Source organism: Luteibacter anthropi, from assembly GCF_011759365.1.
In the GTDB taxonomy this organism is placed as follows: domain Bacteria; phylum Pseudomonadota; class Gammaproteobacteria; order Xanthomonadales; family Rhodanobacteraceae; genus Luteibacter; species Luteibacter anthropi.
In genome coordinates this window covers 50,619-64,340 of the sequence record NZ_JAARLZ010000015.1, presented here as the reverse complement: position 1 = coordinate 64,340, position 13,722 = coordinate 50,619, and the positions used below count along the sequence as shown (strand labels likewise).

The following is a 13,722-nucleotide window of genomic DNA, read 5'->3' as shown; positions in this document are numbered from 1 at the left end:
GGAAGAACTTCGCATGACCCATAGTTCGAAGCTCACTTTCGTCGAATTGAATCGTCGATTGAGTGAGATGCCTGATTACGACTCAGGAAGGTCAACATCGCCCCAGAAAGCGAAGTTCGGATTGGCCCTGGCGGTGCTGGCGTTCTCCCTGTCCATCCTGGTGAGCAACCTTCCCATTCCGGGAGGTATCCAGATCGTCATCATGCTGCTTTTTCTGGCGCTGGAAATTCTCGGCATCACCTTGAATTTCTGGTATACGCGCCAGGAGTATTTCAGCCTGCGCGCACCGATAAGGAACTTCGCCGAGCAGCTTGACCATGACACCAAATATCATTTCGGGCTGATCGATTGGCTGGCCAGCCTGCCTATCGACACGCTTGAACGCCATTCCGCCATGGCGACCTTTCGGCGAGAACGATTCAATCAAAGGCTCCCACTCTTATTCGGTAGCACGGCAACGCTCGGGATCATTCCTGTATTCATCGCCGTCTACCTTCAGGCCGAACAGTACATGCAGGGAAAGCCATTAGGCCTGGTCGATACGTTGGCCGGCTTGGTCCTGGCGCTTCTTTATGCTTTGAACTGGATGTCTGCGATGATGAGATCGCGCGTCGAAGCCATGGACATGTATTTGCATGAAGCCATTGCCTTGAAGCAAAAAACGGAACGGCCCAGCGAAGACACGGTACCAGCGATGCTATGACGAAAAACGCTGTCGGGCCTGACTCATCAGAATCCGATTTTTCCGGGCTATGTCGCGCATTTCACGACTTAGTTCGGCGTGATTGGAAACGGTCCTCCAATAAGATTCGGACCAGCCTGCAACCTCTTGCCATACCGCCATATCCGCTGGCATCGGCACCGGTGGCGCGTAATCCCTGGCGACAATCGCTCCATTACTAGCCGGCCGATACAACATCGGAAGCATGTCGTAGCTCGGCGTGAGCGACATGGGAAGCGAATCGTCAAGGAAGAACGAGAGATTACCGAAGTGCATGTCTGTGTTGCCGATCATTCGCCCGAACCACCAGCGACGTCGTACACGCTCGACATCTTCCAACTGCACCCAACCGGCCCGGCGCATCCGTTCCGTTGCGCGCGGCCAGTCATCCCGCTCACCATCGTGAGCATCGCTCCATGCAGCAAGGGTGACGCAACCTCGTCGTCCATAAGCGCCGAGGCGATCAAATCGACTTACTTCAAGGCACAGGCGATCCTGTGACCAGACGAGATTCGTCTTCGCACTGTGATCACCATGCTCTGCCAGAAGCTCATCTGCCAGATGCTCGCAGATCAATAAATCCGCCCAGCGCCTAGCCGCAGGAGAACTTCCGACAGACTCACTGAACTTCACGATGACATGACGTGGAGAACCATCTGCATCTCGCACCATGGCTGTGAACTTGGGTTGTTCACCCGCAGCCGATGAACCTACCGACTCTCCGGCCAGTACCTTCTCTGCCAGAACAGTATATCGGGTGTCCCTGTCGGATACGGACACTTCATCATGCGAACCCGTGAGCGCGCGCTCAAGCGCACCTTCACCGAGAACGAAATTACCTTGCTCGTCGCCTCCCTGAAGAAGCAACGCGGTCAGCACAGCGTCGTCGTCCCACATGAGTACATCGGCGTGAAGTCCCAACTCACGCGCCCATCGCTGGGCGAAGAGACGGCCGAGAAATCCTTGGGGGCGCTGATCGTCCAGAAACCATGGGACGCCGGGAAAGACCCCATCGACGAACTCGTCCCGAAACCAGTCAGGCGTACTGTCTATCGATACCTGCACCCCTGCACCGTAAAGGGCCCTCATCTCACCGAATGCCTGTGGACGCCCCCGGGCGTCGATGCGAAACAGGGGCCAGTGCGTGCCCAGCCCGCGCACATTGCGCACAGCGGCATATCGCGTACGGCGAGCCCTTCCAATGCGGATAGCACGATCCCCCTCGGAGTCGAGCATTCGCGACACTGTCGGTTGGCTGACACCGAGTGCAGATGCCAGCTGCTGAGCCGACGAAGGTCCGTGCCGCTGAAGTAGGGCGAGTAAAGGCGATGGGTTGTCGGTGGGCAAGGCCATGCCTGAATAGATACTTGAATAGATTATCATCGTCAAGTGTCAATTAATTCAAATAGTTATGAATATGCATGCTTTATATTTGAATAGATACTTCTAGCAACTTATCCAAGAACTGGCGCCACACGACTCGGTGGCGCCATGCCCACGTACCGGGCGAGACCGCTAGACTGACGCCAATCGTATTGCCCGGATATCGGCAAGGGCATGCAGGCGACGTACGAAGGCCTGAACCACTCAGCGTGAGGGAATATGCAAAAGCACTATCTGATCATCGACGAGTCAGGCGCAAAGGGATATGCCGGAGCCAAGGAAAAATTCGAAGGTGAGTTGGGGGTGATGGCAGGCTTCCTCCTGCCTGCCAACCGGTTCGAACATTACAAGTCATTACTTGATGAAGCCATCCAATCCGCCGAGTTTGATGGGAAGGCACACATCACGGAGGCTCCGCCCGAGGAGCAGGCGAGATTGAGGAAGGCGTTAATCGACACGTTTCAAAAAGAAGGCATCCCTTGGCTATATGAGGCGATTTTCGTCGAAGGCCTCTATCAATCCGAGTTCGATCCGGAACGAGGTGGTGCGAAAAACGACGGGGAATTGCTTCACGCCAAGCTTTTTAGTGACGTCATGATCAAAGCACTTGCATGCCTCCATCCATACCGCGAGGAAGGCGTGTGCATCGAGGTCATCACCGATACGATCGACAATGGCGTCAGGAAGCGACTCCTTCAGGAAATTGAAAGCTATATCCAGGTCATGAAGGGCGAACCCATTGTCCATGAGGAGAAAACGCGTGACAGGGATCCCGCTAAACGGGTCACGCATGTGATGACATCGGATTTATCGAGCGTCAGCGCTTCCGTCAGGTTCGCCCATATCGATATAGGTATCCGCTGCGAACAGTCCTCCATGACGCTGGCCGCGGACATCCTGGCCAACAGCGCCCATCACCATTTGAAACAGAAGTTCAAGGATGACCCTTCTATCGAACTTAACACCAGGGAAGCCATGGCGAGCCACCCTTTAGCCGGGCAGGTCCTCCAAAACCCTCCCGCTACCAAAAGTCAGATAAACAGTCTCAGTGACGTGATTTACCGACGCCTTCCCTAGATGAATTGCCGGTCATGAAGTCGTTTCACGAGGCGTTATTCAGGGCACGACTTGAACGACGTACTTCGATGGAGCCACCCCCACATACCGCGTAAACGCCACACTAAACGTACTCGCAGACCCATACCCCACCCGCTGCGCCACCTCACTCACGCTGGCCTCCTTCTTCCCCAGCATGTGCTTGGCCAGCGCCATCCGCCAGGCGAGCAGGTACTCCATCGGTGCCATGCCCACCGCACGGTTGAATCGCTCGAAGAACGTCGAGCGCGATAGCGCCGCCTCCTTCGCCAGCTGAGCCACTGTCCACGCCTGCGTGGGGCGCTCATGCATCCGACGAATGGCCGCCGCGAGCCGCACATCGGCAAGCCCTCGCAACAGACCCGGGGATGCCGTGACATCCATGGTTGATCGCAGCACCTCGATCAGTAACACCTCCAGCAAACGAGTCAGCACCACATCACGCGCGGGACGTTCCGCCCGGAATTCATCCCTGACCAACCCGACCAGCGCCGCAAGGCGGCCGCCATCGCGGACAAGCACCACCTCGGGCATCAGGGATACCAGCAAGGAGGCATCCGCCGACTCGAACGAACAGTGGCCAATGAGGGAACGCACATCGGGTGGCACGCCGGGCGTGCCCAGCCAGATCTCACCCGGCGCGAGGACGAGGGGTGGCACTTCCGCTTCTTCTGCGGTAGGTGGATCGAAGCTGGTCATGGTGAAATCCTGCGCCGCCGGAATCAGGACAAAGTCACCTTCGCGCAGCACGGTGGGTTCCTTGCCTTCGCGGAACAGCCAGCTGGTGCCTTCGAGGATCACCGCATAGAACGGCTGCCCCACCTCCGTACGCCGGACACGCCAGCGCCCTGCCCCGCATACCCGCTTCGTTATGCCGGCACGCGGCTGGAGCAGCGCGACGACTTCGGCCAAGGGATCGGTCACGGTCGGACTCCTGCTAAAGAAACTCGGACTTGGAATGGTAGCAAGTCCGAAGGCCGGGACCTATCGTCTTTCAGGTCCCGATCACTTAATGGAGTGGCTCATGAAAACCGTCCTTATTACTGGCTGTTCGTCCGGCTTTGGCCGCGACATCGCGCGGTACTTTCTCGAACGCGACTGGAAGGTCATCGCCACGATGCGTACGCCTCGCGAGGATGTGCTCCCCCATTCGACCAATCTTCGTATCCTGCCACTCGATGTCACCGATGCAGAAAGCATTCGCCGGGCCATCGAGGCCGCAGGCCCCATCGACGCCCTCGTCAACAATGCCGGCATCGGCTGGCTGGGCGCGCTGGAAGGGATGCCGATGCAAACGGTGCGGGAGGTCTTTGAGACCAATACCCTCGGCACCATCGCCATGACGCAGGCCGTGCTTCCCCAATTCCGGGAACGTAAGGCAGGCGCCATCGTGAATGTCACGTCATCCGTCACGCTGCGGCCGTTGCTTCTGCTGCCTGTTTATACGGCGAGCAAAGCGGCGGTGAATGCTTTTACGGAGTCGCTGGCCCTGGAAGTGGAACCGTTTGGTATTCACGTTCGTGTCGTGATGCCTGGCCGGGCACCGGACACGCGGTTTGGTGACAACGCGCAGACGCGGATGGATGGTGCTATTCCGGAGGCTTATGCGGGGCTTGCGCAACAGGTGTTCGCGAGGTTCCAGGAGCCGGGGCCGATTACATATCTGGAGGATGTGTCGGAAGCGGTGTGGCGGGCGGTGAATGAGCCGGAGAGTGCGATGCTAATCCCAGCCGGGGAAGATGCTGTGCAGTGGGCTCGGGCAAGCTGACCCAAAAGCAGAGAAGCTTCGGCATTAATGGCATCCACTGAGAGCCCTTACCAGTAGCTGATGCATTTAAGCCTTTACGGCAAATCCGGCTATCTCGTAATCCCAAACTACTATCCCGTCCATTATTCTTAACAGGCGGCTCAACACGAGCCGCCTTAGAAGGCGGACAGGGGCGAACATGGATAGAGCATTCAACCAGACGGCGACGTGGCGCGACGAAGTCATGCTATGAGCCGACGCGGAAAACCGGTAGGTGAGCGCTGGACCGATACGCTGACGGGCATATCTTGGGATGCGTTCGAGCGCCTGATCGCAAACCACTACGTTGGGCAGGGATATCGGGTCGACCATAGCGGCACCGGTCAAGGTGGCCGGCAAACCGATGGCGGCATTGACCTGAAGCTCTACCGCAACAATCAGTACATTGTCGTCCAGTGCAAGCATTGGAATGCACTACAAGTTCCTCACAACGCAGTGCATGAACTCATCGGCGTAATGCACACCCAAGGCGCAACGGGCGCTATCCTGATCACTTCCGGGGAATTCACCAAGGCAGCTCGTGAAGCATCTATGCGCACGTCGTCGATTGAACTTATCGACGGACTCCAGCTAAGAAAGCTGCTCGGTTTACCTCTGGAGGACGCTACGTTCAGCACCGGAAGCGACATACCTTCATGGGCAAGGCAAGCCGGACGCCAACACAAACGACAGCCCAGGAAATCGCAGCCTGAATCGTGGATCGCCAAGCTTGTTCTGAAGACGGTCATTCCACTTGCCCCTCTGCTCGGCGGCTATTTTTACTACCAGTACACCATGCAAAAGTTCGGTCAGGACACACAGGAAATGCTCCGTAAGCAGCAAGCGTCGGCCATGGAGCATTTGCGACAGCCAAGCACCACGGCTTCCCCGGCACTTCATGCCATCAATTCGACGCCATCCCAATTAAATGTCGTCTATGCTGCACGGCAGATCCCGGCAATTTCTTCTGGGCAGAATGCCCCATCGATCCATGCCGTAACATCAGAGCAAGTCGATGACATGAAGGAGTGGGAGCGGAAGAACGCGGAGTCGATGAAGATTCTTGAGAGGACGACTCCGGTTTTGGAAGGAGAGTGAGGTTCGGCTGCTTCTCGAATTGGAATGCAAGCGATCTTGATGCCGGAATATCGCGAGTCCATCCTCAAGGCTATGGCGCCGGAACCGCATCTACTTAGTTTTGAAAGGCCAGATATCCAACCAGGCTGTCATGGCTGAGTTTTATCCATTACTTCCCAATCCGGTGTTCCAGTTCCTGCGCACGCCGGGCCGTTTCAATGACAACACAATCATATGCCGTGACCTCGTCCGTTTGACCTGGTTCGTCGCCCGCGCTACAGGCAGCATCTTTATGCCTTATCCAACTCCGCTCCTCATTTCGAAGCAACTGCTTCTCTTCCGCGACCAACGTTCCCATGAGTTTCTTGTATACGGCGTTCAGGCGCTCGTCCTGAAATGCGAATTCGACACTCATGCAATCTCGCATAGCGGGATTTACTCCGCCAGAAGCGTTGATGCACTCCTGATAAGAAAGGCGTAGGCCAATCTCGGCTGGGCGATCGGCAGAAGATTGTTTAGCCAAAGCCACCGAGGAATTGAGGATAGTGGTAAATAGCAACACGGCAGAAATAGATTTACACCACATCCAAGCCTTGCTCCCGAAGATTTCGAGCCCCTCCTAGACCCATGTCAGTCTAGGCAAAGTATGCCCACCTGAACAGACATCGCATTGATTCTCCGCAAAACCTGGCATTGATGTCATCCCATGAGCCCATTGCATGCGGAATGCCACATCTCAAAGCGTGGCTCTAACCGTATAGCAAGGCCTCAATCGCCGGAGCCAGCCATTAGTGATGAGAGTATTCTCACTTCTATATTAGAATGCGTCTTGTCTTCCGAAGGGGGAAGCCATGACGACATTCTCATTTGTAAACAGCCATAGGTATTCTAGGAACGATGTTTTAGCCCTTCTGGGCATGAATCCCGTACCTAGGTGGGGACCGTACGTAAACGGCTATTTCGAGTATCAAGGTGCCTACTTCATCTTCTGCAATGTCGGAGTCGCCGGCAGGACCGGGCACGACTATGCGAATAGATTTGAAGGAGATGATCTATTTTGGACGGGAAAAACGGGAGCTAAGGCTACTCATGAATCTATAAGACGCATGGTTACCGCCGGCGCGGAAGTTCACGTTTTTTTCGAGAAAACAATTCAGAACCATTTACTTACATCGGCCTAGCACACGCTGTGAGCGTTGATGATGCCGTGCCTGTTGGGGTTTGGTGGTCATTCTCGTTGCAGAACAGCGCAGGAGATCCATACGTCCGCGCCATAAGCACACACAAAGAAGGAGCCTCAGTCGAGGCGATCGCGAAGCACTACGAAAGAAGCCCCGCGGCAAGAGCCCAGTGCATCAAGCATTACGGTGCAACTTGCCAGGTGTGCGATATGGATTTTGCTAAAAAATACGGTACCTGGGGCGAAGGTTTTATTCACGTCCATCATCACAAACCGATATCTTCAGCGAGCGGGCCTTATCTAGTTGATCCTATCAAGGACCTCATTCCGGTCTGCCCCAATTGCCATGCCATGCTTCATAGAAAGAAGGATGTCATCACGGTTCAGGAGTTGCGTGACCGGCTTCATGACGCCTCACTAACCCACCCGAAGAAGAACTCATTTAATCAATAAGTTAACCACACTTCGAATACCCACAATTCAAGCAAGTCTGACACCCATCCATCATCACCAACGCCTGCGTATTGCACTTGCTGCACAACGTAGCCCCCGCAGGGAACCCTGCCGCGTTGGTGTGCGGTTCGGTGTCTGGTTGTGATTCGGGCGATGGGTCGCGCGCAGGGCGCGCTCCTACAGGGGTGGGGGTGGTGGCGGATTCGTAGGCGGCGCGTTTTTCCGCGATGAGTTGGCGGGTGGCTTCGTCGAGTTCGGGGGCCTGGATCAGGCCGATCGACTTCATATGCTGTTCGATGACGGCGCCGATCTCGGCGACGATGCTGGGCATGTAGATGCCGCCGGCCTTGAAGTAGCCGCCGCGGGGGTCGAAGACGGCCTTGAGCTCTTCGACGATGAAGGTCACGTCGCCTCCCTTGCGGAAGACGGCGGAGAGGATGCGGGTGAGGGCCACGATCCACTGGAAGTGGTCCATGTTCTTCGAGTTGATGAAGATCTCGAAGGGGCGTCGTTGTTCGTGCCGGGTGCCGGCGTTGAGCACGATGTCGTTGATGGTTACGTACAGCGCGTGCTCGAAGAGCGGCGACTTGATCTTGTACGTGTTGCCCAGGAGGGTGTCCGGGCGCTCCAGGCTTTCGTGCATCTGGATGACTTCGGCGGCCGGTTCCTCGGCCGGCGTGGCGGTCGGGGCGGGTTTGTCATCGGGTTTGATGACCTGGTAGCCCGTGATCTTCTTCTCGATCCTGATCGCCATGACTCGGTTTCCTGCTGCGAGCGATGTGCCCGACGGGGTATCCGACCCGGCGCAGGCGCCGGGTCGGATGGGTGCTACTTACTTGCGACGGCCACGGCCGGCGGTCTTGCGCGCCGACGTACGGCCGGTCTTGCTGGCAGTGGACCTCTTGACCGCCGCCTTGGCGACAGTCTTCTTGCCGGTTGCCTTGCGGGCAACCGTCTTGCCTGCGGCCTTGCGGACCGTCTTCTTGGCAGCAGCGCGGCCCGTCACCTTGCGGGCGACCTTGCCGACTGCCTTCTTCACCGCCTTCTTGGCGGCCGTCGCCTTGCGGACGACGCGGTTGGCTGCCTTCTTGACGGCCTTCTTTACTGCAACCTTGCGGCCGGTCTTCTTGACGGCAACCTTCTTCGCTGCCGACTTCTTGACCGCCTTCTTCGCGACAACCTTCTTTGCTGCGCCCTTCTTGACCGCGGCCTTCTTCGGGGCGGCCTTCTTGACGGCCACCTTCTTCGAAGCACCCTTCTTCACGGCCTTCTTGGCGGCAGCCTTCTTCGGAGCGGCCTTCCTCACCGCCTTCTTGGCGGCCACCTTCTTCGAAGCGGCTTTCTTCACGGCCTTCTTGGCCGCAGCCTTCTTCGGAGCGGCTTTCTTTGCAGCCTTCTTGGACGCAGCCTTGGTCGGCGCGGCCTTCTTGGCAGCCTTCTTGGCGGCGGCCTTCTTCGGAGCGGCCTTCTTGCCGGCCTTCTTCGAAGCAGCCTTCACCGGTGCTTCTTCAGCAGCAGCGGCCTTCTTCGCCGGGGCCTTCTTCGCAGCCTTTTTGGCCGGAGCGGCTTCGACGACAGCCGGCTTCGCGGCGGCCTTCTTGACCACCTTGCGAGCCTTCTTCGCCGGCGCCGGAGCGGCCGGTTCATCGGCAACCACCGGGGCCACGTCAGCCACCGGAGCGGCTTCGGCCGCAACCGGCTTGGCCTTCTTCACGGCCGGCTTGCGCGGCTTCTTGACCTTGGCGACCGGGGCTTCGTCGGTCACCGGGTGATCGGCGAAGTCGGAATCGCTGTGATCGGCCGTGCCTTCGAACAGGTCGGCGGGAGCCGGAGCGGCCTCGATGACCTTCCTGGCGACCGGCTTCTTCTTCACCACCGGCTTCGGGGCGACCGGAGCGGCGGTGTCTTCGACCGACTCGGACGAGGCATGGGTGTCGTCGGAGGCAGCGTCTTCACCGGTGACGGTGGTGACGTTGTCTTCGGGCTGGATGTCGTTTACGGGCAACTCGCCCTCGACGGTCTGGTTTTCAATGGACATAGGTTTCCCTCTCCGCGGGGTTTCAGAACTTGCCGTAATAACCTTCCTTCAGGGCATCGAAGAGGTTGGCGGCGGTGTGCATCTCGCCGTCATATTCAACTTCTTCATTGCCCTTCAGTTCGACAACGCTACCGTCTTCCAATTCGAAGCGGTAGTGGGTGCTCTCAAGATCGGCTTCCTTGACGAGTACACCCTGGAACGCGGCGGGGTTGAAACGGAAGGTGGTACAGCCCTTCAGACCCTGCTTGTAGGCGTAAAAATAGATGTCCTTGAAGTCGTCGTAAGGATAATCGGTAGGGACGTTCGCTGTCTTGGAAATCGAGCTGTCGATCCACTTCTGCGAGGCGGCCTGGATGTCCACGTGCTCTTTCGGGCCGATGTCGTCGGCCGCCACGAAGTATTCCGGCAGCCGGATCTTCGGATCGTCGGTGAACGGCATCGCCTCGCTGTTGATCAGCGCCCGGTAGGCCAGCAGCTCGTAGCTGTACACCTCGACCTTTTCTTTCGATTTCTTTCCTTCGCGGATCACGTTGCGCGAATAGTGATGGGCGAAGCTGGGCTCGATGCCGTTGGAGGCGTTGTTGGCCAGGCTCAGCGAGATGGTGCCGGTGGGGGCGATGGAGGTGTGGTGGGTGAAGCGGGCGCCGGTCTCGGCCAGCGCGTCCACCAGGGCCGGGGCCACGCCGGCCACGCGCTGCATGTAGCGGGAATACCTGGCGTGGAGCACGCTGCCGCGGATACGGTCGCCGGATTCCCATCCATCCCTCGCCATTTCCGGGCGCTTGCGCAGCATGTCGCCCGTAACGACGTACTCGCGCGCCAGCACCGGTGCCGGGCCTTTTTCCTTCGCCAGGTCCAGCGCCACTTCCCAGCCCGCCACCGCCATCTCGCGGGATACATCCTCGGTGAAGGACACCGCCTCGGCGGAGCCGTAGCGCATCTTCAGCATGGTGAGGGTGGAACCCAGGCCGAGGAAGCCCATGCCGTGGCGGCGCTTGGACAGGATTTCCTCGCGCTGCTCTGCCAGCGGCAGGCCGTTGATCTCCACCACGTTGTCGAGCATGCGGGTGAACACGCGCACCACCTCGCGGTATTCGTCCCAGTCGAAGCGGGCCTTGGGGCCGAACGGGTCGCGCACGAACAGGGTGAGGTTCACCGAGCCGAGCAGGCACGAGCCGTAGGGCGGCAGCGGCTGCTCGCCGCAGGGGTTGGTGGCGCGGATCTGCTCGCACCACCAGTTGTTGTTCATCTCGTTGACGCGGTCGATGAGGATGAAGCCGGGCTCGGCGTAGTCGTACGTCGAGACCATGATCATGTCCCACAAATGCCGAGCGCGGATCTGGCCGTAGATCTTGCAGGCCACCAGGCCGTCCTCGCGCACCACGTAGTTCTCGTGAATGGGCCATTCGCGCCAGAGAACCTTGCTGGCGTCGTCCAGGTCGATCTCGTCGCGCTCCTTCACGTGCACAGGGAAGACGGTGGGCCAGTCGCGGTCGTGCTCAACGGCCTCCATGAAGCCATCGGTGATCAGCAGCGAGAGGTTGAACTGGCGCAGCCGGCCGTTTTCGCGCTTGGCGCGGATGAACTCCCGGGCGTCCGGATGGCTCACGTCGAAGGTGCCCATCTGCGCACCACGGCGGCCGCCGGCCGACGACACGGTGAAGCACATCTTGTCGTAGATATCCATGAAGGACAGCGGACCGGACGTATAGGCGCCGGCACCGGACACATACGCGCCGCGCGGACGCAGCGTGGAAAACTCGTAGCCGATGCCGCAGCCGGCCTTCAGGGTGAGGCCCGCCTCGTGCACCTTCTGGAGGATGTCGTCCATCGAATCGGCGATGGTGCCCGACACGGTGCAGTTGATCGTGGAGGTGGCGGGCTTGTGCGCTAGGGCACCGGCGTTGGAGGTGATGCGGCCGGCCGGAATCGCGCCACGGCGCAGCGCCCATAGAAAGCGGGCATTCCAGTGTTCGCGCAATTCGGGGGTGGCCTCCACGTCGGCCAGCGCACGGGCCACACGCTGGAAGGTGCCGTCCACGGAGTCGTCCACGGGCTCGCCGGACTTGGCCTTCAGGCGGTACTTCTTGTCCCAGATGTCGTACGAGGCAGGCTGTAACGGAATGGCCGCGGGATCGATGCCCATCGCGTGCGCACGTGCAGTGCTCATGTCGTCGTCATCCTCTCAGCCGGATGCGTGTCCGGCCTGTTGCCATGGGAGCGTCGTCGCACCGTGTCGGCGCCCTCCCCCGGAAGCGGCGCCGACCCATCGACCGTCTCTTACGTTACCGCGCGCGGAAAACCGTTTGCGGGCGATGGTTTGAAGCAGGAATCTCACGAGCCACAACACCACTTCTTGATGATCATCAGTTAACGAAACACAAGATGTTGTGGTTGCTGACGTGGCGAACCTTACCCCCGGCGCATGGCGATGTAAAGTGTCGGAAAACGCTGTCGCGCATCATGAAACCGATGCGTGCCGGCGTGGTCGAATGCGGCGATCCACGTGCCCGGAGCACACCTGCCAAGGAGCGTTTCCATGACCTCTCGCCTTCACCGGCCACTTCCCTCCCTGCTGCTCGGCGCAGCCCTGGCCATGGCGCTGGCTCCGCCCGCCTTCGCCTCGTTGCCGCCGGCCGTCAACGGCGAACCCCTGCCCTCCCTCGCGCCGATGCTGGCGAAGGTGACGCCGGCGGTGGTGAACATCTCCACGAAGACACGCGTGCGCACGCGCAATGCGTATGCCGACGATCCGATCTTCCGCCAGCTGTTCGGCGGCCAGGGCGTGCCGCGCGAGCGCGTGGAGCAGAGCCTGGGCTCGGGCGTGATCGTGGATGCCGGGAAGGGCTATGTGCTCACCAACAATCATGTCGCCGGTGGTGCGGACGACATCACGGTCACCCTGCAGGACGGGCGCGACTTCAAGGCGAAGGTGGTCGGTACCGATCCGGATACCGACCTCGCGGTGTTGCAGATTCCCGCCGAGCGCTTGCAGGCGCTGCCCGTGGCCGATTCCTCGCAGCTGCGAGTCGGCGATTTCGTAGTGGCCGTGGGCGATCCGTTCGGCCTGGGACAGACGGCCACGTCGGGCATGGTCTCGGCGCTGGGGCGTTCGGGCCTGGGCAAGGGCTTCCAGAATTTCATCCAGACGGATGCCTCGATCAATCCGGGCAATTCCGGTGGCGCGCTGGTGAACCTGCGCGGCGAGCTGGTGGGCATCAACTCGATGATCTTCACGCCCTCGGGCGGCAACGTGGGCATCGGCTTCGCCATTCCCACCGATCTGGCCACGGGCGTGATGAAGCAACTGCTCGCCTACGGCAAGGTCCGTCGCGGCAACCTGGGCGTGGAAGTGCAGGACATCACGCCACGCATCGCCCAGGCGCTGGGGCTCAAGGACACCAATGGCGCCGTGGTCACGCGGGTGAACCAGGGCTCGCCTGCCGATGGCGCGGGCTTGCAGACGGGCGACGTGCTTACCGCCATCGACGGCAAGCCGGTGCGCGGCGCACAGGACCTGCGCAATGCCGAGGGCCTGCTGCCGCTGGGCGCGCAGGTGAAGCTGGCGGTGCGCCGCGATGGTACGCCGCGCGATGTGGAGGCCACGATCGAGGCGGTGAAGCTGGCGACGCTGGATGGCGCGAAGGTGGACAAGCGCCTGGCGGGGGTCACGCTTAACGACCTGTCGTCGGACCAGAAATCGCAGGGGCTGTATGGCATCGCCCTGAGTGCGGTGTCGCGCAGTTCGGTGGCCTATCAGGCCGGATTACGTGACGGCGACGTGATTGTCGCCATCGCCCAGCAGCGCATCAACGGTGTGAAGTCACTGCCCACGACGGGCTCGCTGCCGGTGCGGCAGCTGCTGCTCTCGGTCGTCCGTGACGACGCCGTCTACTACGTCGTCCTGTAGGAGCGCGCCTTGCGCGCGACCGGGTCGAAAGATGTGAGCGGGTCGCTCCGATCCGGTCGCGCGCAAGGCGCGCTCCTAC

General features: G+C 59.7%; 12 protein-coding genes. 6 read left to right on the top strand and 6 right to left on the bottom strand.

Annotation, left to right across the window (positions count from 1 at the left end):
- Positions 1–13 precede the first annotated feature (13 nt).
- Complete coding sequence (locus HBF25_RS20660; RefSeq protein ID WP_166952311.1) at positions 14–703, top strand: hypothetical protein; 690 nt, start codon at positions 14–16, stop codon at positions 701–703.
- Here the strand turns inward: HBF25_RS20660 and yjjJ are convergent.
- Complete coding sequence (yjjJ, locus tag HBF25_RS20655) at positions 698–2,074, bottom strand: type II toxin-antitoxin system HipA family toxin YjjJ (protein ID WP_166952308.1); 1,377 nt, start codon at positions 2,072–2,074, stop codon at positions 698–700. The two genes, HBF25_RS20660 and yjjJ, sit on opposite strands and share 6 nt — an antisense overlap.
- Before the next feature lie 249 nt (positions 2,075–2,323).
- Here yjjJ and HBF25_RS20650 point away from each other — a divergent pair, with 249 nt between their 5' ends.
- Complete coding sequence (locus HBF25_RS20650; RefSeq protein ID WP_166952305.1) at positions 2,324–3,181, top strand: hypothetical protein; 858 nt, start codon at positions 2,324–2,326, stop codon at positions 3,179–3,181.
- 39 nt (positions 3,182–3,220) lie between these two features.
- On the opposite strand, the gene HBF25_RS20645 is transcribed toward HBF25_RS20650, so the two are convergent.
- Complete coding sequence (locus tag HBF25_RS20645) at positions 3,221–4,123, bottom strand: cupin domain-containing protein (protein ID WP_166952302.1); 903 nt, start codon at positions 4,121–4,123, stop codon at positions 3,221–3,223.
- A 100-nt stretch (positions 4,124–4,223) separates the two neighbouring features.
- On the opposite strand from HBF25_RS20645, the gene HBF25_RS20640 reads away from it, so the two are divergent.
- Entirely contained in the window at positions 4,224–4,967 is a 744-nt protein-coding gene (locus HBF25_RS20640) for an SDR family oxidoreductase (RefSeq protein ID WP_166952299.1), read from the top strand.
- A 228-nt stretch (positions 4,968–5,195) separates the two neighbouring features.
- A complete protein-coding gene (locus HBF25_RS20635) occupies positions 5,196–6,083 on the top strand; it encodes a restriction endonuclease (protein WP_166952296.1) in 888 nt (295 codons plus the stop codon).
- A 148-nt stretch (positions 6,084–6,231) separates the two neighbouring features.
- Here the strand turns inward: HBF25_RS20635 and HBF25_RS20630 are convergent, their stop codons facing one another.
- The gene (locus HBF25_RS20630; protein ID WP_166952293.1) at positions 6,232–6,648 is read right to left on the bottom strand and encodes a lysozyme inhibitor LprI family protein; all 417 of its coding nucleotides are present in this window, start codon (positions 6,646–6,648) and stop codon (positions 6,232–6,234) included.
- 603 nt (positions 6,649–7,251) lie between these two features.
- Between HBF25_RS20630 and HBF25_RS22480 the strand changes: the two genes are divergently transcribed.
- On the top strand, positions 7,252–7,695 hold the full coding sequence (locus HBF25_RS22480; protein WP_166952290.1) for an HNH endonuclease: 444 nt from the start codon (positions 7,252–7,254) through the stop codon (positions 7,693–7,695).
- Position 7,696: 1 nt separating this feature from the next.
- Here HBF25_RS22480 and HBF25_RS20620 read toward each other — a convergent pair whose 3' ends face one another.
- From HBF25_RS20620 to HBF25_RS20610, 3 genes are all read right to left on the bottom strand, one after another.
- The gene (locus HBF25_RS20620) at positions 7,697–8,449 is read right to left on the bottom strand and encodes a TSCPD domain-containing protein (protein ID WP_166952287.1); all 753 of its coding nucleotides are present in this window, start codon (positions 8,447–8,449) and stop codon (positions 7,697–7,699) included.
- A gap of 78 nt (positions 8,450–8,527) precedes the next feature.
- Positions 8,528–9,733 (bottom strand): hypothetical protein, encoded by a 1,206-nt coding sequence (locus tag HBF25_RS22700; protein ID WP_425483517.1) that lies wholly within the window; start codon positions 9,731–9,733, stop codon positions 8,528–8,530.
- Between the two features lie 22 nt (positions 9,734–9,755).
- Positions 9,756–11,903, bottom strand: coding sequence for an adenosylcobalamin-dependent ribonucleoside-diphosphate reductase (locus HBF25_RS20610; RefSeq protein ID WP_166952284.1), 2,148 nt, complete (start codon positions 11,901–11,903; stop codon positions 9,756–9,758).
- A gap of 369 nt (positions 11,904–12,272) precedes the next feature.
- Between HBF25_RS20610 and HBF25_RS20605 the strand changes: the two genes are divergently transcribed.
- Positions 12,273–13,643, top strand: a complete 1,371-nt coding sequence (locus HBF25_RS20605) for a Do family serine endopeptidase (protein WP_166952281.1) — start codon at positions 12,273–12,275, stop codon at positions 13,641–13,643.
- The last annotated feature ends 79 nt before the right edge of the window (positions 13,644–13,722 follow it).

Coding starts and splice junctions, on each gene's coding strand:
- HBF25_RS20660 (WP_166952311.1), top strand. CDS start 14: ATGACCCATAGTTCGAAGCTCACTTTCGTCGAATTGAATCGTCGATTG.
- yjjJ (WP_166952308.1), bottom strand. CDS start 2,074: ATGGCCTTGCCCACCGACAACCCATCGCCTTTACTCGCCCTACTTCAG.
- HBF25_RS20650 (WP_166952305.1), top strand. CDS start 2,324: ATGCAAAAGCACTATCTGATCATCGACGAGTCAGGCGCAAAGGGATAT.
- HBF25_RS20640 (WP_166952299.1), top strand. CDS start 4,224: ATGAAAACCGTCCTTATTACTGGCTGTTCGTCCGGCTTTGGCCGCGAC.
- HBF25_RS20635 (WP_166952296.1), top strand. CDS start 5,196: ATGAGCCGACGCGGAAAACCGGTAGGTGAGCGCTGGACCGATACGCTG.
- HBF25_RS20630 (WP_166952293.1), bottom strand. CDS start 6,648: ATGTGGTGTAAATCTATTTCTGCCGTGTTGCTATTTACCACTATCCTC.
- HBF25_RS20620 (WP_166952287.1), bottom strand. CDS start 8,449: ATGGCGATCAGGATCGAGAAGAAGATCACGGGCTACCAGGTCATCAAA.
- HBF25_RS22700 (WP_425483517.1), bottom strand. CDS start 9,733: ATGTCCATTGAAAACCAGACCGTCGAGGGCGAGTTGCCCGTAAACGAC.
- HBF25_RS20610 (WP_166952284.1), bottom strand. CDS start 11,903: ATGAGCACTGCACGTGCGCACGCGATGGGCATCGATCCCGCGGCCATT.
- HBF25_RS20605 (WP_166952281.1), top strand. CDS start 12,273: ATGACCTCTCGCCTTCACCGGCCACTTCCCTCCCTGCTGCTCGGCGCA.